This window comes from Allobosea sp. BH3 (genome assembly GCF_025499465.1).
GTDB lineage: Bacteria > Pseudomonadota > Alphaproteobacteria > Rhizobiales > Beijerinckiaceae > Allobosea.
In genome coordinates this window covers 39,487-59,214 of sequence record NZ_JAIMCA010000009.1, presented here as the reverse complement: position 1 = coordinate 59,214, position 19,728 = coordinate 39,487, and the positions used below count along the sequence as shown (strand labels likewise).

Genomic DNA, 19,728 nt, shown 5'->3' with positions numbered 1-19,728 from the left:
GCAACCAGCGATGGCTCTTGTAAAACGCAGCACACCGAAGTCTCGTTTGACTTGCCCGAAGGCAAGTCCGCAAGAACCCCGCCGTCCACGTTTCTCTTTCTGTCTTCAATTTTCAAACAGCGTCGCTTCAAACAAATTCCGACAGGAACTCGCCCGGTGTCCCGGACATCAGCCCCAGCGTCCTTAGGAAGCGCAGAAGAGGCGCCGCTCAGCGGCGGCGCCGTCTCGATGGGCGGTTTATAGGCGAGGGCCCTTCGACCTGTCAACACGCCAGATGAAGTTTTTTTGACGGGGCTGTGAGAACCCCTTCCAGCCCGTCTTTATGGGCCGTTTGAGACGGCCACACGCCATCTCGATCCGAACTGCATGAGTACCCGCCCGCGGGAGGCAGACGAAAGCCTTGCCGGACAGCCCCTCGCACAAGCTTCCCAAAACAGCCGCATTCCACCCTCAGAGGGAAGGCTCCGCGCAAGGCCCAAGGTTGATTCCGGGCTGCGACGCGGGCATGGTCTGCGTGTGCATTCATCAAGAACGCGCGCGAGGCCGATTTGTTCGGCGGCATGCCGCCGCCGGGCCAAGACAGCCTAGTCCAAACCAGCACCGGTCCAGACAGCCCGCTCCCAAGACGCCGCACGATGAACGCCCATCCCGAGTTCGCGCAACCCGTCGAGCCGCTCGCCCCCGAGGCGACCGCGCTGCTGGTCGACCTCGGCATAGAGCCGCCGATCCAGCCGGTCGATTCACGCCAGCAGCCGCTCGACCGGCGCGGCGTCTCCCTGCGTTGGCTCTTCGCCTGCGCGCTGGTCGGTTCCTGCGGCGCGGCGCTCCTGGGCGCGGCGATCCTCGTTGCGATGCGCGGTGACACCAGCTACCCGGAGCAACCCGAAACCGTCGCGGTCCGGACATCGTCCGCCGCGGGCGATGGCGGCGGCGCTTTGAAGGCGGACAAGCTCGTCGCGGACCAGCCGGTCATCTCCGCCCGCCACACCATGCGCGCGCCGATGTCACAGCGTGTCGGCGACCGCGAGGTCATCCGCGTGAGACCTTTCGTGCGCCTGGCCTCGAACCTGTCGCTCACCACCGGCGTCTATGCGACCAACGTTCCGCCGTTCAACCCGCTGCGCCTCTTCGCCGAGGGCGGTCAACCGGAAGAACGTTATGCCGAGCCGGTGCAGGACATGCCGGACGCCGATGTCACCATCGTCAAGCGCGATCTCGTCGACATCCTGATCCCTTCCGGCAGGCCGCAGCTCGGCGACAGCGAGGTGATCTCCCAGATCGAGGAGGAGCGCGCCAATCTCGTGCGCTCCGGCCGCCAGAGCCCGCTTCCGATTCCGCCACAGCTGATGCTCAGCCGGACTTTGACCGGCGCGGCAACCCCAGGCAGCGACATCCTCGCCTACGCACCCGCCACGGATACGCGCTTCTCCGGCATCGAGGTTCGCGTCGTGCCGGAGAACGTCACCAACGCACCGAAGACGCCGATCCCCGCCTCCCGCGAGCCGCTCGTCGAGGACAAGCTGGTGATGGCGAAGCGCGGCGAGAACTTCGAGCAGGCGATGCGGGGGGCCGGCGCGCCGCCCGAGCAGATTCGCACGATGATCGCGGCCTTCGGCGGCAAGGTCAGGACCTCGGCGCTCCCCGATGGCCAGGTGCTACAGATCCTTTACGCGCCGGGCCCGCGCGCGGGTGACGCGCGCCAGATCATGCGCGTTTCGCTCCTCGCCAACGGCCAGCCTGACGGCACGATCGCGATGAACGACCGCGGCTCCTTCGTCCCGGTCGACCTGCCGCGGCAGGATGTCGGGCCGCAGCGCCCGCAGCGGCGCGTGACCGAGGAGGGCGACGAGGAAGAGGAATCCGGCGGCGCCCGGCTCTATGAGAGCCTCTACGAGACCGGCGCCCGCCATGACCTGCCGCGCCCGCTGGTCGACGAGCTCGTCCGCATCTTCTCCTACGACATCGATTTCCAGCAGCGCGTCCATGGCGGCGACAATCTCGAGGTGATCTTCACCGACGAGGACGAAGGCGACCGCGCCGAGATCCTCTCCGCGACCCTGACCGTGAATGGCGAGGCCCGCCGGGTCTTCCGCTACCAGTCGCCCGAGGACGGGCTGATCGAGTATTTCGACGAGGACGGGAAGTCGCTGAAGAAGTTCCTGCTGCGCAAGCCCATCGCCGATGGCGAGCTGCGCTCGGGCTTCGGCATGCGCTACCACCCGATCATGCGTTATTCCAAGATGCATACCGGCATCGACTGGGCGAACCGCATCGGCACGCCGATCCTCGCCGCCGGCAACGGTGTGGTCACCAAGGCCGGGTGGTCCTCGGGTTATGGCAAGCACACCGAGGTCCAGCACGCCAACGGCTATGTCACGACCTATTCGCACCAGTCGAACTTCGCTTCCGGCATCGTGCCGGGCGCCCGCGTCCGCCAGGGCCAGGTCATCGGCTATCTCGGTTCGACCGGCCTCTCCACCGGCCCGCACCTGCATTACGAGGTGCTGGTCAACGGCAATTTCGTGAACCCGATGAAGATCCGCGTGCCGCGCGGGCGCGAGCTTCAGGGGACCACGCTCGTCGAGTTCAGGCGTCAGCGCGACGAAATTCGCGGGCTGATCGAGAAGGCTGGCGGCACCCTCGCGCAACTGCGCTGAGTGCATGACTGGCGCGAAAATGAGCGCCAGACCCGCTTCAGCTGCTTGACAGCTTGAGCGAGAAACGACACCGCCAAGCACGACTCTTTTCTCGCGCGAGTTTCCAGGCCCATGCTCGCCTCCCTTCTGATCGTCCTGCCCGTCTTTGGGCTGATCGGTCTCGGTTACGTCGCCCGCTGGACGAAGATCCTGCGCGAGTCGACCGGCGAAGGCCTGTCGGATTTCGTCTTCGTGCTCGCAGTGCCTTGCCTGCTGTTCCGGACACTGGCCAAGGCCGACATCCCGGCGAGCCAGCCCTGGGGCTACTGGATCTCCTATTTTGCCGGTGTCGCGGTCGTCTGGACCCTGGCGATGCTGATCGCCAGCCGGATTTTCGCCCGCAAGGGACCTGAGCTGGTCGTTTCCGGCTTTTCTGCTGCGCAGTCCAACACGGTCTTCGTCGGCGTCCCGATGATCCTCAAAGCCTATGGCGATGCCGGGGCCGTGCCGCTCGGCCTGCTGCTCGCGGTCCATCTGCCCGTGACCATGACGGTGGCGACGCTGCTGGCCGAAGGGCGCTCGGCCTCGATTCCGATGCTGATCCGCCGGCTTTTCACCCACCCCATCATCATCGGCATCATCCTCGGCTCGGCAGCGCGCCCCGTCATCGGCTACATCCCCGAGCCGGCCTGGACACTAGTCGATCTCATCGCCGGCGCGGCCGTGCCCTGCGCGCTGATCAGCCTCGGCATCGCGATGCGCCGCTACGGCCTCGAATCCGGGCTGGCGCTGCCCACCGTGCTCAGCGGGCTCAAGCTCGGCCTGCATCCACTGCTGGTCTACTGGCTGGCGACCAAGGTCTTCGAGATGCCGGCGCATTGGTCCGGCGTGGCGGTGCTGTTCGCCGCCTGTCCCTGTGGCATCAACGCCTATCTCTTCGCCGAGCGCTACCGACAGGGCGTGGCGGACGCGTCGAGTGCAATCTCGCTCTCGACCCTGCTCTCGCTCTTCACCACCGCCGCCTGGCTGACCTTCCTCGGCGTCGGCTGACGCGTTCAGCCGAAGCCGAGCTGACGCCGGACCGCTGCCGCTGACGTCCCGGCGGCCCTCAATTCCGCCAGGCTTTCCGATTGCCGGCTCTTGGCGAGCTTGCGCCCATCGTCGTCGAGCAGCAGCCGATGGAAGTGGTAGAGCGGCGTCGGCAGGCCGAGCAGGCACTGCAGCAGGACATGGATATCGGTGGCCGCCTCGAGATCGCGGCCGCGCACGACATGGGTGACGCCCTGCAGCGCATCGTCGACCACGACGGACAGATGATAGCTCGTCGGCACGTCCTTGCGGGCGAGCACGACATCGCCCCAGCGCTCGGGCGCGGCAGTCACCTCATGCCGGGAGCCGCCACTGTCGAACACCGCATAGCTCAGGCCGGTCCCGACCGCGGCGATGGCCCGTGCCATGTCGAGCCGCAGCACATGCGCCTCCCCCGCCGCGACGCGCTGCGCCGCCTCGCCCGGATCGAGCCAACGGCAACGTCCGGAATAGAGTGGCGCACCATCGGGATCGCGCGGCCAGGATTGGCCCGTTTCGGCTTCGCGAGCGGCGACATCGGCACGGACCTCCTGCCTGGAGCAGAAGCAGGGATAGATGAGGCCACGCTCCTGCAACGCCGTCAGAGCGCGCTCATAATCATCGAAATGCTGCGACTGGCGCCGCACCTCCGGCTCGAAGGCGATGCCCAGCCAGGCGAGATCCTCCATGAGGCCATCGACGAATTCCGGCCGGCACCGCGCAAGATCGATATCCTCGATCCGCAGCAGCAGGCGTCCGCCGAGCTTGCGCGCCATTGCCTCGTTGCTCAGCGCGGAGAGCGCGTGGCCGAGATGCAGCCGCCCGTTCGGGCTCGGCGCGAAGCGGAAGACCGGCTTGCCGGAATCGGGTGGGATAGCCTCCATCGCATCCTGTCTATGGATCGCCGCGCCTTGCGCCAAGCGATCCGCTGCTGACGAGGCGCGACGCGCCTGCCATCGATGCTGACATCATGATCGAACGAATCACCTGCAACGCCGATCTGGAAGAGGGGATGGCGGCACTCGCCGCCATCCATCCGCATTGGCAGGACATCGTCGAGCGCACCGGGCTGCCGCCGCTGCGGCTGCGCGAAGGCGGCTTTCCAGGCCTCGCCGCGATCATCGTCTCGCAGCAGCTCTCGGTCGCCAGCGCGCGAGCGGTCTGGACCCGCTTCGAAAGCGTTTTCCAGCCGCTGACGCCGGAACGCCTGCTGGCGGCAACCGATGACGACATGCGCCTGTCCGGCCTCTCCCGGCCCAAGCAGCGCACCCTGCTGGCTCTCGCCGCTGCGCTCACCGAGGAGCGCTTCGCCTTCGAAATGCTCGAGGGCGCCACCCCCGAACAGGTCCACGCCCTGATGACGGCGATCACCGGCATCGGCCCCTGGACGGCCGATGTCTACCTGCTGTTCTGCCTCGGCCATCGCGATGGCTTCGCCGCCGGCGACCTCGCGATCCAGGAGGCGGCCCGCCATGCCTTCGGTCTCGGCGAACGCCCGAAGCCGGCCGAGCTCGCCGCCATGGCCGAAGCCTGGCGACCCTGGCGCGGCGTCGCCGCACGGCTGCTCTGGGCTTATTATGCCGTGCTGAAGCGCCGCGAAGGCATCAACGCTTAGAGCGTGCTGATTTTACACGGACCCACGCCGTCATTCCGGGACAGGCCGGCGGCCTGCCTCGGAATGACGGCGCGTTTCCGCGGAAATCAGCTCCGCGTGATCTTGAGCGCCGTCTGCGCGCCGGCGCGCAGCATACCTGAATCACTCATGACGGTGACGAAGCGGGCCCCCATGGCAAGAGCCTGCTTGGCGCGTTCGGCGGTGCCCGCATAGAAAGCGACCGGCTTGTTCACGGCCGAGGCGCGGGCGACGATGTGCTTGATGGCCTCATCGACCTCCTTCGCGGCCGCATCGATCTTCGCCCCACCCGAGAGCGCGATCGAGAGGTCGGAAGGGCCAACAAAGACGGCGTCGATGCCTTCAAGCGCCAGGATGTCGTCGAGGATCGCCATCGCTTCGCGCGTCTCGATCATCGCGAATGTGAGCGAGAAGCCGTTCGCGGCCTTCAGATAGCTGTTCTGGTCGAGGCCGGAGGCCCCGAGCCCGCCATAGCTGCCCCAGCTACGCTCCCCGAGCGGCGGGTACTTCGCATAGGCAGCGAAGGTCCGCGCATCCTCCATGGTGTTGATCATCGGCGCGATCACGCCGGAGACGCCGGCATCGAACAGCCGCGAGACGTTCTGAAACTCGCCGACCGGGATGCGGGCGACCGCCGGCTTGCCGGCGGCATTGATCAGCGGCACCGCGCGAATGACTTCGCCGAGCGTGATCGGCCCGTGCTGCATGTCGAGCGTGACCGCATCGAAATCCTCCTGCGCCAGGATCGCCGAAATCGAGGGATCGGGCAGGCCGCACCAGGCGGAGACGAGGCTGTCGCCCTTCGCGAGGCGATCGGCGAGCGAGGACAGGACGGTGGGCTTGGCCATGGTGCGTTCATCCGTTTCGAGCCCGCGCTTCAGGCGGCGCGGCGGCTTCTCACGTTGGACCGGGCGGCTCCCGAAAAGCAAACGGGCGCCCATGCGCCCGTTTCAGAGATGGCCTGCGTCTGCGGAAGCAGCGGGCCGGACAGGGAACCCTTTTCGGGAAATCCGATGCCGAAACCGGATCAGCGGCCGGCCTGAATGTCCTCGGCAGCCTTGAGCAGCAGCTCGGTCATCACGGTGCGGATCTCGGTGTCCGCCGCGTTGACGTTGGCGAGGGCGAAATCGTTCTTGATCTTGCGCACCACGTCCTCGTCGCCGGCCTCCTCGAAATCGGCGACGACGACGGACTTGGCATAGGCCTCCGCATCGGCGCCGCTCTTGCCGAGCTTCTCCGCTGCCCACAGCCCGAGCAGCTTGTTGCGCCGGGCCGTGGCCTTGAAGCGCAGCTCCTCGTCATGGGCGAACTTGTTCTCGAAAGCGTCCTTGCGCTGGTCGAAGGTCGTCATTGGCGGCGTCCGTATCCTCTGCGGGGGCGGGTTCGTGTTCCGGGGAACCATATAGGCTGCCGTGGCGGCAAGAGCCAGCCTTGATCGCCGCACAGGGCTCATCCGGCGGCTCTTAAGACTGCCGAAAGCTCTCGAAGGTGCTTTTGTTGCGTTTGCGTCGCTAAGGCCCCATATACGCGCATATAAACTAGCATCGAAAATGACCCGGATCGTGATTCAAGGCGAATCATCCGGGGCGATGGTGTTGGATTTGACAGATCAGGGGCCAAGATCCCGCCGCGACGACATCGCGTCCAGAAAAGGGCCGACCTTTGGATTTCCTCAAGCCACGGTACATCCCCATGAATCGCCGCCGTCGCATCTACGAAGGCAAGGCGAAGGTCCTCTATGAAGGACCGGAGCCCGGTACGCTGATCCAGCATTTCAAGGACGACGCCACCGCCTTCAATGCGAAGAAACACGAGGTCATCGACGGCAAGGGCGTGCTCAACAACCGCATCAGCGAGCACATCTTCTCGAACCTGAACGACATCGGCGTGCCGACGCATTTCATCCGCCGGCTGAACATGCGCGAGCAGCTCATCCGCGAGGTCGAGATCATTCCGCTCGAGGTGGTGGTGCGCAATGTCGCGGCCGGCTCTCTGGCGACCCGGCTCGGCCTCGAAGAGGGCACGCAGCTCCCGCGTTCGATCATCGAGTTCTATTACAAGAACGAGGCTCTCAGCCATCCGATGGTCTCGGAAGAGCACATCACCGCCTTCGGCTGGGCGACGCCGCAGGAGATCGACGACATCATGGCGCTCGCCATCCGCGTCAACGACTTCCTCTCCGGCCTCTTCCTCGGCGCCGGCATCCGCCTCGTCGACTTCAAGATGGAGACGGGCCGGCTCTGGGAAGGCGACATGATGCGCATCGTCGTCGCCGACGAGATCAGCCCGGATTCCTGCCGCCTCTGGGACATCCGCTCCAAGGACAAGCTCGACAAGGATCGCTTCCGCCGCGACATGGGCGGGTTGATCGAAGCTTATACGGAAGTCGCCCGCCGCCTCGGCATCCTCGGCGAGAACGAGAACCCCGGCCAGTCCGGGCCCCGCCTCGTGCAGTGAACGCCCCAAGCCGGCCATCATCGCCTGTGAAACGGGAGCGCATGCGCTCCCGTTTTCATGTCGTGCGTCTTCCGGCCGTGCTTCTGGCGCTGGTGGGCGGGCTTTTGCTCTCCGCCTGCTCGCATCATTTCGGCGCTGGCATCGCCGATCTGCCGGCGAGCCAGGGCTGGCAGCCCCTGCCGATCGGCTCCTGGGTGCTGAACGACGGGCTCGAAGCCCGCGCCATGGTGTTCTGCCCGCGCGCCGACTGCGACCGGCAGGGTTTCGCCGCCGTCCTCTCCTTCGCGGGCGCCCGTGGCCGGCAGATGGAGCAGGCGCTGTCCGAAAGCCCGGCCCAGCTTGGGCAGGCCTTTGCGAAACTCGCTGCGGAAAAGGCCGCAGAGCGCCGCAAAGGCCAGACAGGCCAGAAGAAGAAGCCGGAGCCCAAGCCCGCTCGTAGCGCGACGGACATCGTCCGGCTCGATTCCGCGGACAGCCGCGGCGTTCTCGTCACGATCCGCTCGCTCGATGCGCCGGGACGGCAGGCCACCACCGCCATCCTCTACGGTCGCGAGGCCGACCGGCTCGTGGTCGCGCTCGCCGTCGCGGACAGCGCCGATGCCGCCCGCCGCGACGCGGAATCCGCATGGCGCAGCCGCTGAAATGCCGGAAATCCGCGCGAAACGGTTGAGCCCGCCCCGATTCGCCGCTAGAGCATGTTCCATAGCCAGGAACAATCGAGCGCGGGGCGATAACTTGCTTCAAGTTTATGCCTCAACCTATTGACCTGATACGAAAATCCTGCCCGGAGACTTCCATGAAAGCCCGCGTCACCGTCACCCTGAAGAACGGCGTGCTCGATCCGCAGGGCAAGGCGATCGAAGGTGCGCTGAAGTCGCTCGGCATCGACGGCGTCGGCTCGGTGCGGCAGGGCAAGGTCTTCGACATCGAGCTTTCGACCGCCGACAAGGCCGCCGCCGAGGCCGCGCTGAAGTCGGCCTGCGAGAAGCTGCTCGCCAACACCGTCATCGAGAATTATCGCGTCGAGATCGGAGCCTGAGCCATGAAGGCCGCCGTCATAACCTTTCCGGGCTCCAACCGTGACGGCGACGTCGCCCGCGCCCTGACGCAGGCCGGCGCCACGGTCGTCCATAGCTGGCACGGTGACAGCGAGCTGCCGAAGGGCACCGACCTCGTCGTCCTGCCCGGCGGCTTTTCCTATGGCGACTATCTGCGCACCGGCGCCATCGCCGGCCGCGCCCATATCATGGACGCCACCCGCGCCCATGCCGCCCGCGGCGGCTATGTGCTCGGCATCTGCAACGGCTTCCAGATCGCCTGCGAGGCGGGGCTGCTGCCCGGCATCCTGGTGCGCAACGCCCATCTGAAATTCGTCTGCAAGCGCCAGCACCTCACGGTCGAGCGCAACGACACGCCCTATACCAGCGCCTACGCCAAGGGGCAGGCGATCGACGTCTGCATCGCCCATGGCGAAGGCAACTACATCGCCGATGCCGAGACGCTGGCACGCCTCGAAGGCGAAGGCCTCGTCGCCTTCCGCTATGCCGACGCTCAGGGCAAGGTGACGCCGGAAGCCAACCCGAACGGCTCGCTCAACAACATCGCCGGCATCTATTCGCCCGGCTTCAACGTGCTCGGGCTGATGCCCCATCCGGAGAATCTGATCGATTCGCTGGTCGGCGGCACGGATGGGCGCGGCCTGTTCCAGAGCCTCGTGGCCGCCTGAACCGCGCCATTCTCGGGCGAGGAGAAGCGCAGGCCCGAGAACCTCTTCCAGGATAAGACGCCTTTTTCGGCATGAGATGCTCGGGTCGAGCCCGAGCATGACCCTGGACTGTCAGCGCGCCTGCAGCGCCCGCTGCAGCAGCTTGCCCGCTGCCGCCTGGTCGAGCGGGCCGACATGCTTGTCGAGAATGTGCCCGTTCGGCCCGATGACGAAGGTCTCGGGTACGCCGTACACGCCCCATTCGATCGCGGCCCGTCCGGCACGGTCGACCCCCACCGCCGAGAACGGATTGCCGAGCGCGCCGAGGAAGCGGCGAGCATTCTCGGCCTCGTCCTTGTAGTTCATCCCCACCAGCGCGACCTTGCCCTGCTTCACGGCGTCGGCCTCGGCGAGCCCCATCAGCACGGGATGCTCGACCCGGCAGGGCGCGCACCAGCTCGCGAAGACGTTCACGATCGTCGCCCGGCCCTTGCCGAGATCGGCGTTGCCGAAGGCCGGTATCGGCTGCCCGTCCCGCTGCAAGCCTTCGAGCGGCACGAGCGAAATAGCGGGTGCGACCCGGCCGATCAGGGCGGAAGGCACCTTGCTCTTGTCGCCCGAGAACAGGCCGACGCCGAAGACGATGGCAAGCGCGCCGAAGATCAGCAGCGGCACGAGGAAGACGAGCGGCGAGCGCCGCCGCGGCGCGGCTTCGGCCTCGCTCATGACGTCTCCCGCCCGGGCCGGCGGCCGGCTCCGCGCTGCTCCAGCGCATCGAGCGCCTGTTTCTGGGCGCGGTGATCGCGCAGGATCGCCAGCGTCAGCCCCGCAAGGACGAGCGCCGAGGCGCCGTAGGAGGCGAGGATGAAGCCGGCATGGGGGCCGAGACTGCTTACGATGCTCATGCCGGCAATCCCTGCGTCGCCAGCCGGTCGAGGCGCTCGGCTTCGAGGATCGTCAGCGTCCGGACCCGCCGGCGCATGATCTCGGCGCGCATCCCGACCATGTGCAGGGCCAGCGCGAAGAGCGTGAAGCCGACCGCGAGGATCAGCAGCGGCCAGAGCATGGAGGGATGGATGGTCGGACCGCCCATGCGCAACACCGAGGCGGGCTGGTGCAGCGTGTTCCACCAATCGACGGAGAACTTGATGATCGGCACATTGACGAAGCCGACCAGCGTCAGGATCGCCACGGCCCGCGCCGCCCGCAGCGGCTCGTCCAGCACGCGCCACAGTGCGATGATGCCGAGATAGATCAGGAGCAGCACCAGCACCGAGGTCAGCCGCGCATCCCAGACCCAGTAGGTTCCCCACATCGGCTTGCCCCAGAGTGCTCCGGTGATGAGGCAGACCAGCGCGAAGCAGGCGCCGATCGGCGCCGCGGCCTTCTGCGCCACATCGGCCAGCGGGTGGCGCCAGACCAGCGTGCCGAGCGCCGACACCGCCATCATCGAATAGAACATCATCGCCAGCCACGCCGCCGGGACATGGATGAACATGATGCGGATGGTCTCGCCCTGCTGGTAATCGGACGGCGCCACGAACCACGCCAGATAGAGCCCGGCCATGACGAGCACCGCCGAGGCCGCCGCGAGCCACGGCAGCACCACGGCCGAAAAGCGCATGAAGCGCGTCGGATTGGCGAGATCGATCAGGCTGGCCATTGTGCCGGCGGTGTCATCTGCGGGGGCTTGGGCGCCATGGCGCTGCTTTAGCAATCTCCACCGCTTCTAAGCAATGCGTGGCGAGCGACTGCGACAATCGCGCTTGGCTCAGCCGTCCTCCTCGGAGGAGGCCTCGGCGCCGCCCTTGTCGACGATCCCGAACTGCTTGGACTGGATGCCTTCCCCGGCCAGGTCGAAACCCTCGGCAGCCAGCCCTCGTCGCAGCAACTCGCGCACGGCCGCCGCACGGCTCGGCATGCGCTTGTCGAAGCGCCAGTTCTCGAGGGCGCGCAGCTCGTCCTGGCTGAGCATGATCTGAAGGCGTTCGACGCGATCTTCTGGCGGCATTTTGTTGCAACCACATAAAAATGAGTAAGTGACGATAACAGCACAAAAGGCTTATATGCAAGTGGAGGCGCCAATATGGCTATCGGAGACGGTTCCAGCAATTCCTTAACTTACTAAGTTATTGAATTTATTCAATTTTTTATAATTCTCCCGTTGCTATCGGTGCTGTTTCGTACTAGCTTCCCGATAGGAGGAACGGCGATGTTGATCAAATTGTCGGAAGACATGCAGCACGCCGTCGAAACGACGGTGCGCAGCAAAATCGACGAGGTGGCCGTCCTTGACGTCAACGCCACCGCCGAGGAGATTCGCCGGATCTTCGCGGAACGGAATGTCGCGCTCGAGGATATCGCCACATCCGTCGCCCGGTTCGCGACGCAATGCGGCTATCCGGTCGAACTCGTCGCGTTCGCGCCGCAGCGCGACTGAAGCCGTCTACTCGGCGGACCGCAGCGCCGCCGCCGCGGCCATGGTGCCGACCACGATCGCCGAAAGCGAGATCGCGCAGAGAATCAGGAAGGGCGTCAGGAACGGCACCGTGCCGCCCAGCGCCGCATTGGCAGCCGAGACGCCGAAGATCAGAACCGGGATCGTCAGCGGCGCGACCAGCACCGGCACGATCAGTCCGCCACGCCTCAGGCCTGCCGCCAACGCTGCGCCCCCCGCACCGATGAAGCTCAGCGCCGGCGTGCCGACGAGCAGCGTCGCCACGAGCGGAAGGACACCCTCGCCGGGCAGCGCCACCAGCAGGCCGAGCAACGGCGATACGACGGCCAGCGGCAGGCCGGTCGTCAGCCAATGCGCCAGCCCCTTCGCCAGCACGGCCAGTTCCAGGGGCAGGCTGGAGGCGCGGATCAGGTCGAGCGAACCGTCCTCCTCGTCGCCCTGGAACAGCCGGTCGAGCCCGATCAGGACCGAGAGCAGCGCACCGAGCCAGAGGATCGCCGGGCCGATCCGCGACAGCAGGTCGAGATCCGGCCCGAGCGCGAAGGGCACAAGCACGACGAGCGTCAGGAAGAAGACGAGCGCCAGCTCGCCGCCGCCGCCGGCACGCGCCGCAAGCGCGAGGTCGCGTTTCAGGATGGCGACAAAGGCCCGCCTCACGGGCCGATCCTCAGTTCCCGCGCACCATCCAGCCCGAGCGGTCCATGCGTCGCGGCCAGGATCGCGCCACCTTGCTTCAGATGCGCCTGCATCAACCCGGTCAGCATGGCCTGGGAGGCGGTATCGAGCGCGGCCATCGGCTCGTCGAGCAGCCAGAACGGGCGCGCCGACACCAGAAGCCGGGCCAGAGCGACCCTTCGCCTCTGCCCGGCCGAGAGATAGCCGACGGGTAGCTCCGCCGCATGGGGGAGCCCCACGACTGTCAGCGCTTCCTCCGGAGAGGCCGCCGCATCCCCGAGCACATCCTGCGCGAAAGCGAGGTTCTCCCGCGCCGTCAGCGCCGTCTTGAGCCCATCGCGATGGCCGATGAGATGCGAGATCTCGGCGAGCTGCACATCCTCCTCGTCGCCTTCGATACGGATTGTGCCGCCGTCAGGCCGCAGCCGTCCGCAGAGCATCGCGATCAGGCTCGATTTGCCGGCACCGTTGCGTCCGGTCAGCGCGATCGCCTCGCCCTGCCCCAAAGTCAGGCTCACGCCCTCGAAGATCAGCCTGCCACCGCGGCGACAGGCGAGATTCTCGGCATCGAGACGCGTCGGGGGGAATGAATCTTGCCTCAAGACAGCGCTGCCGCCGACGCCTTCGACCATATATCGTTCATCTAGCGCGCTTCTTGGAATTGATCTATAGAACCCGCGGCTACGCCGCACGCCGATCCGGCGCGGGGCTCGGGCACTCCCGGGGCGGCGCGCGCGTCATGCGCATTAGGCCTTCGAACGGCATTCTCCGCAAGGGCGTGCCGGTCGCGACCACAACCCCTTGATCAGGATCAAGCCCGACATGGCCTCGCTCGACTCCTTCAAAGCCCGCAAGACGCTCACCGCGGGCGGCAAGACCTACACCTATTACTCCCTCCCCGACGCCGAGAAGAACGGCCTGCCGGGCATCTCGAAGCTGCCCTTCTCGATGAAGGTGCTGCTGGAGAACCTGCTGCGCTTCGAGGATGGCCGCTCCGTCACCAAGGCTGACATCGAGGGCTTCGTCGCCTGGCTCGACGACAAGGGCACGGCCGGCAGGGAGATCGGCTTCCGCCCCGCCCGCGTGCTGATGCAGGACTTCACCGGCGTCCCGGCGGTGGTCGACCTCGCGGCGATGCGCGACGGCGTCAAGGCGCTCGGCGGCGACGCCCAGAAGATCAACCCGCTCGTCCCCGTCGATCTCGTCATCGACCACTCGGTCATCGTCGATGAATTCGGCTCGCCCAAGGCGCTGCAGCAGAACGTCGAGCTCGAATACGAGCGCAATGCCGAGCGCTACAAGTTCCTGAAATGGGGCCAGGGCGCCTTCGATAATTTCCGCGTCGTCCCGCCCGGCACCGGCATCTGCCACCAGGTCAATCTTGAATATCTCGCCCAGACGGTCTGGACCCGCAAGGAGACGATCGACGGCGCTGAGGTCGAGGTCGCCTATCCCGACACGGTCGTCGGCACCGATTCGCACACCACCATGGTCAATGGCCTCGCGGTCCTGGGCTGGGGCGTCGGCGGCATCGAGGCCGAGGCCGCCATGCTCGGCCAGCCGCAGTCGATGCTGCTGCCGGAGGTGATCGGCTTCAAGCTGACCGGCTCGCTCAAGGAAGGCATCACCGCCACCGACCTCGTGCTGACCGTCACCCAGATGCTCCGCAAGAAGGGCGTCGTCGGCAAGTTCGTCGAGTTCTTCGGCCCCGGCCTCTACAACCTGACGCTGGCCGACCGCGCGACGATCGCGAACATGGGTCCGGAATACGGGGCGACCTGCGGCTTCTTCCCGGTCGACACCGAGACGCTGGACTATCTCACCACCACCGGCCGCGCCTCGGACCGCATCGCGCTGGTCGAGGCCTACAGCAAGGCGCAGGGCCTCTTCGCCACCCGCGAGTCGGCCGATCCGGTCTTCACCGACACGCTCGAGCTCGATCTCTCCTCGGTCAAGCCGTCGATGGCCGGCCCGAAGCGCCCCGAGGGCCGCGTCGACCTCTCCGGCGTCAAGGCCGGCTTCGCTGCCGCGATGGACACCGACTACAAGAAGGGCGCCGAGATCTCGCGCCGCGTACCTGTCGAGGGCGAAGACTTCGACCTCGGGCATGGCGACGTGGTGATCGCCGCGATCACCTCCTGCACCAACACCTCGAACCCGTCGGTTCTGATGGCCGCGGGCCTGCTCGCCCGCAACGCCGTGGCCAAGGGCCTGAAGGTCAAGCCCTGGGTCAAGACCTCGCTGGCGCCCGGCTCGCAGGTCGTTGCCGAGTATCTGGCGAAGGCCGGCCTGCAGGCCGATCTCGACAAGCTCGGCTTCAACCTGGTCGGCTTCGGCTGCACCACCTGCATCGGCAATTCCGGCCCGCTGCCGGCGCCGATCTCCAAGACGATCAACGAGAAGGGCCTGATTGCGGGCGCCGTCATCTCCGGCAACCGCAACTTCGAAGGCCGCGTCTCGCCGGACGTGCAGGCGAACTACCTCGCCTCGCCGCCGCTGGTCGTTGCCTATGCGCTCGCCGGCTCCGTCCAGATGGACCTGACCACGCAGCCGATCGGTCAGAGTTCTGACGGCAAGGACGTCTATCTGAAGGATATCTGGCCCTCCAACAAGGAGATCCAGGACTTCATCGCCAAGAACGTCACGCGCGCCATCTTCGAGAAGAAGTATGCCGACGTGTTCAAGGGCGACGAGCACTGGCAGGCCGTCCAGACGACCGAGAGCGAGACCTACGCCTGGGACGACGATTCGACCTATGTGCAGAACCCGCCCTATTTCCAGGGCATGGGCAAGACGCCGAAGCCGATCACCGACATTGCCGGCGCCCGCGTGCTGGGCCTGTTCGGCGACAAGATCACGACCGACCACATCTCCCCGGCCGGTTCGATCAAGGCGGCCTCGCCGGCTGGCAGCTACCTGACCGAGCACGGCGTCGCGGTGGCCGACTTCAACCAGTACGGCACGCGCCGCGGCAACCATGAGGTGATGATGCGGGGCACCTTCGCCAACATCCGCATCCGCAACCACATGCTCGGCCCGAACGGGCGTGAGGGTGGCTACACCATCCACTACCCGTCGAAGGAAGAACTGCCGATCTACGATGCGGCCATGCGCTACAAGCAGGAGAGCGTCCCGCTCGTGATCTTCGCCGGCGTCGAATACGGCAACGGCTCCTCGCGTGACTGGGCGGCGAAGGGCACCAACCTGCTCGGCGTCAAGGCGGTGATCGCTCAGAGCTTCGAGCGCATCCACCGCTCGAACCTGGTCGGCATGGGCGTCGTCCCCTTCACCCTGCCGGAAGGCACGAGCTGGGCCTCGCTCGACCTCAAGGGCGACGAGCTCGTCAGCATCAAGGGCCTGGCCACCGTCAAGCCGCGCCAGATGATGGAAGCCGAGATCACCTATGCAGACGGTACGATGAAGAAAGTGCCGATCCTCTGCCGCATCGATACGCTGGACGAGATCGACTATTTCCGTAACGCCGGCATCCTGCACTACGTGCTGCGCGGCCTGGCCGCCTGATCCGGCGCGGCCGCGGCCTTCCCGGAGGCCGCATCACGCATGAAACACCTCATGGCCGGCGCAAGCCGGCCATGTTGCACTCGAAGCCCGCCCCGGTTGTCCTTGCGCCCTCTGCGGTGTAAGGGGGCGGTTCAGTCATCCTCGGCGGCGACTTGGGGCAGGCGCAGGGAACACTCCCGCGCTCGGATGTCATCCGCCATCATCGACAAGAGACGGGAGCACCCGCAGCATGTCCGCCACGTTCGAGACGGTCGCCGGCATTATTTCCGAGACCTGCGATATTCCGCGCGAGAAGATCACGCCCCAAAGCCACGCGATCGAAGACCTCGGCATCGATTCCCTCGCCTTCCTCGACATCGCCTTCGCGATCGACAAGGCTTTCGGCATCAAGCTGCCGCTCGAGCAGTGGACGCAGGAAGTGAACGAGGGCAAGGCACCGGCCGAGCAGTATTTCGTGCTCGAGAACCTGTGCAAGCGCATCGACGATCTCGTCGCCGCCAAGAAGGCCTGAAGACCCAGGCCTGAGAGCTCGGGCCTGACGCGCTAAGCGCCGCCGGACTTGAGCCGGCGTCCCGCTCCCGATAGAGCATAGGCCGCGAGCGGATCGAGCCGGATCCGTACCGCGGCCTTGCGCCGTTCCGGCGCCCATCAGACCAAGGATCGCATGCGTCTCGAATATTTCGACATGATCGACAGGGTCGTGACCTTCGATCCGTCGCAGAAGCGCATCGTCACGCGCTCCACGGTCCCGGCCGAAAGCCCCGTCTTCGAAGGGCACTTCCCCGGCCACCCGCTGGTGCCCGGCGTGCTGCTGACCGAGACCATGGCGCAGGCCTCGGGCTATCTGCTGCTCGGCCTGAACGGGCTGACGCAGATGCCCTTCCTGATGACCGTCGACAAGGCCCGCTTCCGCACCTTCGTCGAACCCCGCACGGAACTCCTGGCCGAGGCCGAACTCATCATCGAGGGCTCGGGCTACGCCGCGACCAAGGCGAAGCTCTCCAGCGAAGGCAAGCCGATCTGTGACGCCGAATTGCGCTTCCGCCTGATGCCCTTCCCCGCCGATATGCGCGCGCTCATGCAGAGCCGCATCGAAGCGATCGGCCTGACGCCGGAGCCTGCACCATGACCACGACCAGCCGCCGAGACGTGGTCATTACCGGCATCGGCATCGCCTCCAGCCTCGGCGAGGGCGTCGAAACCCACGCCGCGGCCCTGACGGCCGGCGGCCCGCCGGCGGTCGATACCGAGAGCTTCAAGCCCTATCCGGTGCATCCGATTGCCGCGCTGGAGCTCGACAAGCAGATCCCGAAGAAGTCCGACCAGCGCCAGATGGAGCCCTGGCAGCGCCTCGGCGTCTATTCGGCGGGCCTCGCCCTCGATTCCGCCGGGCTGAAGGAGGATGCCGAGGCCAGGAGCGCGCTGCAGGTCATCGTCGCCGCCGGCGGCGGCGAGCGCGACCATGCCGTCGATTCCGCCATCCTCACGGGCCTTCGCGGAGCGAACGAGCCCGGCGCCTTCCTCAACGAACGGCTGATGGGCGATCTCAGGCCCACGCTCTTCCTCGCCCAGCTGTCGAACCTGCTCGCCGGCAATATCGGCATCGTCCACGGCATCACTGGCCCCTCGCGCACCTTCATGGGCGAGGAGCAGGCCGGCGTCGACGCGATCCGCACGGCGCAGGCCCGCATCGCCTCCGGCCAGTCCGATCTCATGCTGGTCGGCGGGGCCTATAGTGCCGAGCGCCGCGACATGCTGCTGCTCCTGGAGCTCGGCGGCTATCTGCGCCATGGCACCTTTGCTCCCGTTTTCACACGCGACGACGAGCCGGGCCTGATCACCGGCAGCGCCGGCGCCTTCCTCGTGCTCGAATCGGCCGAGGGTGCCGCGGCTCGGGGCGCAAAGGTCTACGCGAAGCTCAAAGCTGCCGGCGCTGCTCGCAGCCGCCGCACGCCGGGCTCGGTCGAATCCGCGCTGACCAAGCTGGTGCAGGGTTTCGGCTCTGTCGGTCCCGACGCGATGGCGGTCTCTGCCGCAACCGGCTGCGCCGGCATCACGGCCGAGGAGGCCGCGGCGCTGAAGACAGCGGCTCCCTCCGCCAGGCGCATCGCCGCCGGCGATCTGGTCGGCCACGGCCTCGAGGCCGCTTTCCCGGTCTCGGTCGCGCTCGCCGCGATCGCGCTTGCCACGGGACAGGCGAAGGAAGCCATCGTCACCGGCGCAGGCCATTGGCGCGGCGAAGGCGCCGCCCATCTGGTGCAAGCCTGAGAGGTTCGAAGCCATGAGCAAGCATCGTGATGCCAAAGGCCGCCCGCTCGTCGCCGTAACCGGGCTGGGCGTCGTCACCTCGCTCGGCCAGGGCAAGGACGCCAACTGGCAGGCCTTGACGGCCGGAAAATCCGGTATCCACCGCATCGACCGCTTCCCGACCGAGGGGTTGCGCACCAGCATCGGCGGCACCGTCGATTTTCTCTTCGACGGCGCCTTCACCGCCCCGCAGCTCTCCGAGAAGCTGGCGACGCTCGCCGCCGAGGAAGCTGTCGCCCAGAGCGGCATCGGCGCGGATGGCGATTTCCCGGGCGAGCTCTTCATGGCCGTGCCGCCGGTCGAGATGGAATGGCCGCAGAAGCAGGAGATCGCCGCGACCATCGAGGGCGAGGTCGACTATGACGGCCTGCTGCGCGCCGCCGCCACCGGCAAGTTCCGGCCCATGCACGAGCTCTTCGTCTTCGGCGGCGTCGCCGACCATATCGCCGACCGTTTCGGCACCAAGGGCTCGCCGATCTCGCTCTCGACCGCTTGCTCCTCGGGTGCGACGGCGATCCAGATGGGCGTCGAGGCCATCCGCCGCGGCGAGACTGAAGCTGCGCTCTGCATCGGCACCGACGGCTCGATCCATGCCGAGGCGCTGATCCGCTTCTCGCTGCTCTCCGCGCTGTCGACCCAGAACGACCCGCCGGAAGGCGCTGCCAAGCCCTTCTCCAAGAACCGCGACGGCTTCGTCATGGGCGAAGGCGCAGGCGCGCTCGTGCTGGAGGACTACGACCACGCGCTGGCGCGGGGCGCGACCATCCTCGGCATCGTCGCCGGTTGCGGCGAGCGCGGCGACGGCTTCCACCGCACCCGTTCGAGCCCGGACGGCAAGCCCGCCATCCTCGCCATGCAGGATGCGCTGGCCGACGCGGGGCTCACCCCGGACGATGTCGACTACATCAACGCTCACGGCACCTCGACGCCCGAGAACGACAAGATGGAGGCGATGAGCTGCTCCGCTGTCTTCGGCGAGCGCATGGCGAAGCTGCCGATCTCCTCGAACAAGTCGATGATCGGCCACACACTGACGGCGGCAGGCGCGGTCGAGGCGGTGATCTCCTTCCTGACCATCGCAAACGGCACCATCCCGCCGACGATCAACTACAACAACCCCGACCCGGCGCTGGCCATCGACGTCGTGCCGAATGAGGCGCGCAAGGCGAAGGTCCGCACCGTTCTCTCCAACTCCTTCGGCTTCGGCGGCCAGAACACCTGCCTGGTGCTGACCGCCCCGCCGGAAGCGGCATGACCCGGGCTTTCT

Annotated in this window: 23 protein-coding genes; 14 read left to right on the top strand and 9 right to left on the bottom strand. The window is 66.7% G+C overall.

All coding sequences use genetic code 11. The features are described 5' to 3' along the window. From BoBH3_RS24135 to BoBH3_RS24125, 3 genes are all read left to right on the top strand, one after another. A partial coding sequence (locus tag BoBH3_RS24135; protein ID WP_262333414.1) for a hypothetical protein occupies positions 1 to 243 on the top strand: 243 nt, incomplete at its 5' end. Positions 244 to 635: 392 nt separating this feature from the next. Then, positions 636 to 2,657, top strand: a complete 2,022-nt coding sequence (locus BoBH3_RS24130) for a M23 family metallopeptidase (protein WP_262333413.1) — start codon at positions 636 to 638, stop codon at positions 2,655 to 2,657. Between the two features lie 111 nt (positions 2,658 to 2,768). Further along, positions 2,769 to 3,686 (top strand): AEC family transporter, encoded by a 918-nt coding sequence (locus BoBH3_RS24125; RefSeq protein WP_262333412.1) that lies wholly within the window; start codon positions 2,769 to 2,771, stop codon positions 3,684 to 3,686. Positions 3,687 to 3,691: 5 nt separating this feature from the next. On the opposite strand, the gene gluQRS is transcribed toward BoBH3_RS24125, so the two are convergent. Next, positions 3,692 to 4,588, bottom strand: a complete 897-nt coding sequence (gene gluQRS, locus BoBH3_RS24120) for a tRNA glutamyl-Q(34) synthetase GluQRS (RefSeq protein WP_262333411.1) — start codon at positions 4,586 to 4,588, stop codon at positions 3,692 to 3,694. 86 nt (positions 4,589 to 4,674) lie between these two features. On the opposite strand from gluQRS, the gene BoBH3_RS24115 reads away from it, so the two are divergent. Next, entirely contained in the window at positions 4,675 to 5,319 is a 645-nt protein-coding gene (locus BoBH3_RS24115) for a DNA-3-methyladenine glycosylase family protein (protein ID WP_262333410.1), read from the top strand. Between the two features lie 86 nt (positions 5,320 to 5,405). On the opposite strand, the gene BoBH3_RS24110 is transcribed toward BoBH3_RS24115, so the two are convergent. Further along, on the bottom strand, positions 5,406 to 6,185 hold the full coding sequence (locus BoBH3_RS24110; RefSeq protein ID WP_262333409.1) for an HpcH/HpaI aldolase family protein: 780 nt from the start codon (positions 6,183 to 6,185) through the stop codon (positions 5,406 to 5,408). A gap of 179 nt (positions 6,186 to 6,364) precedes the next feature. Continuing rightward, positions 6,365 to 6,688 carry a DUF1476 domain-containing protein gene (locus BoBH3_RS24105; RefSeq protein WP_262333408.1) on the bottom strand — a complete coding sequence of 108 codons (324 nt, stop codon included), beginning with the start codon at positions 6,686 to 6,688 and terminating at the stop codon, positions 6,365 to 6,367. A gap of 311 nt (positions 6,689 to 6,999) precedes the next feature. Here BoBH3_RS24105 and purC point away from each other — a divergent pair, with 311 nt between their 5' ends. The 4 genes from purC (at position 7,000) to purQ (ending at position 9,520) form a co-directional block, all read left to right on the top strand. Then, complete coding sequence (gene purC, locus BoBH3_RS24100; protein ID WP_262333407.1) at positions 7,000 to 7,794, top strand: phosphoribosylaminoimidazolesuccinocarboxamide synthase; 795 nt, start codon at positions 7,000 to 7,002, stop codon at positions 7,792 to 7,794. Between the two features lie 41 nt (positions 7,795 to 7,835). Next, entirely contained in the window at positions 7,836 to 8,435 is a 600-nt protein-coding gene (locus BoBH3_RS24095) for a hypothetical protein (RefSeq protein ID WP_262333406.1), read from the top strand. Positions 8,436 to 8,590: 155 nt separating this feature from the next. Beyond that, the gene (gene purS / locus BoBH3_RS24090; protein ID WP_262333405.1) at positions 8,591 to 8,833 is read left to right on the top strand and encodes a phosphoribosylformylglycinamidine synthase subunit PurS; all 243 of its coding nucleotides are present in this window, start codon (positions 8,591 to 8,593) and stop codon (positions 8,831 to 8,833) included. A 3-nt stretch (positions 8,834 to 8,836) separates the two neighbouring features. Next, positions 8,837 to 9,520, top strand: coding sequence for a phosphoribosylformylglycinamidine synthase subunit PurQ (gene purQ, locus BoBH3_RS24085; protein ID WP_262333404.1), 684 nt, complete (start codon positions 8,837 to 8,839; stop codon positions 9,518 to 9,520). Between the two features lie 111 nt (positions 9,521 to 9,631). On the opposite strand, the gene BoBH3_RS24080 is transcribed toward purQ, so the two are convergent. The 4 genes from BoBH3_RS24080 to BoBH3_RS24065 all read right to left on the bottom strand — a co-directional run bounded on the left by BoBH3_RS24080 (position 9,632) and on the right by BoBH3_RS24065 (position 11,510). Then, positions 9,632 to 10,225 (bottom strand): DsbE family thiol:disulfide interchange protein, encoded by a 594-nt coding sequence (locus tag BoBH3_RS24080; protein ID WP_262333403.1) that lies wholly within the window; start codon positions 10,223 to 10,225, stop codon positions 9,632 to 9,634. After that, entirely contained in the window at positions 10,222 to 10,404 is a 183-nt protein-coding gene (gene ccmD, locus BoBH3_RS24075; RefSeq protein WP_262333402.1) for a heme exporter protein CcmD, read from the bottom strand. Before ccmD ends, BoBH3_RS24080 begins: the two co-directional genes overlap by 4 nt. Then, positions 10,401 to 11,162 (bottom strand): heme ABC transporter permease, encoded by a 762-nt coding sequence (locus BoBH3_RS24070; RefSeq protein WP_262333401.1) that lies wholly within the window; start codon positions 11,160 to 11,162, stop codon positions 10,401 to 10,403. Before BoBH3_RS24070 ends, ccmD begins: the two co-directional genes overlap by 4 nt. A 108-nt stretch (positions 11,163 to 11,270) precedes the next feature. Beyond that, positions 11,271 to 11,510, bottom strand: a complete 240-nt coding sequence (locus BoBH3_RS24065; protein WP_262333400.1) for a hypothetical protein — start codon at positions 11,508 to 11,510, stop codon at positions 11,271 to 11,273. 225 nt (positions 11,511 to 11,735) lie between these two features. On the opposite strand from BoBH3_RS24065, the gene BoBH3_RS24060 reads away from it, so the two are divergent. Further along, a complete protein-coding gene (locus tag BoBH3_RS24060) occupies positions 11,736 to 11,939 on the top strand; it encodes a hypothetical protein (RefSeq protein WP_262333399.1) in 204 nt (67 codons plus the stop codon). 6 nt (positions 11,940 to 11,945) lie between these two features. On the opposite strand, the gene ccmB is transcribed toward BoBH3_RS24060, so the two are convergent. Continuing rightward, on the bottom strand, positions 11,946 to 12,614 hold the full coding sequence (gene ccmB, locus BoBH3_RS24055) for a heme exporter protein CcmB (RefSeq protein ID WP_262333398.1): 669 nt from the start codon (positions 12,612 to 12,614) through the stop codon (positions 11,946 to 11,948). Beyond that, positions 12,611 to 13,234, bottom strand: a complete 624-nt coding sequence (gene ccmA, locus BoBH3_RS24050; protein ID WP_262333397.1) for a heme ABC exporter ATP-binding protein CcmA — start codon at positions 13,232 to 13,234, stop codon at positions 12,611 to 12,613. Before ccmA ends, ccmB begins: the two co-directional genes overlap by 4 nt. A gap of 220 nt (positions 13,235 to 13,454) precedes the next feature. On the opposite strand from ccmA, the gene acnA reads away from it, so the two are divergent. The 5 genes from acnA to BoBH3_RS24025 all read left to right on the top strand — a co-directional run bounded on the left by acnA (position 13,455) and on the right by BoBH3_RS24025 (position 19,716). Further along, entirely contained in the window at positions 13,455 to 16,154 is a 2,700-nt protein-coding gene (gene acnA / locus BoBH3_RS24045; RefSeq protein WP_262333396.1) for an aconitate hydratase AcnA, read from the top strand. 229 nt (positions 16,155 to 16,383) lie between these two features. After that, positions 16,384 to 16,665, top strand: a complete 282-nt coding sequence (locus BoBH3_RS24040; RefSeq protein ID WP_047580420.1) for an acyl carrier protein — start codon at positions 16,384 to 16,386, stop codon at positions 16,663 to 16,665. Positions 16,666 to 16,818: 153 nt separating this feature from the next. Further along, a complete protein-coding gene (locus BoBH3_RS24035) occupies positions 16,819 to 17,283 on the top strand; it encodes a 3-hydroxyacyl-ACP dehydratase FabZ family protein (RefSeq protein WP_262333395.1) in 465 nt (154 codons plus the stop codon). Continuing rightward, a complete protein-coding gene (locus tag BoBH3_RS24030; RefSeq protein ID WP_262333394.1) occupies positions 17,280 to 18,422 on the top strand; it encodes a beta-ketoacyl-ACP synthase in 1,143 nt (380 codons plus the stop codon). Before BoBH3_RS24035 ends, BoBH3_RS24030 begins: the two co-directional genes overlap by 4 nt. A 13-nt stretch (positions 18,423 to 18,435) precedes the next feature. Further along, complete coding sequence (locus BoBH3_RS24025) at positions 18,436 to 19,716, top strand: beta-ketoacyl-ACP synthase (protein WP_262333393.1); 1,281 nt, start codon at positions 18,436 to 18,438, stop codon at positions 19,714 to 19,716. Positions 19,717 to 19,728 lie beyond the last annotated feature (12 nt).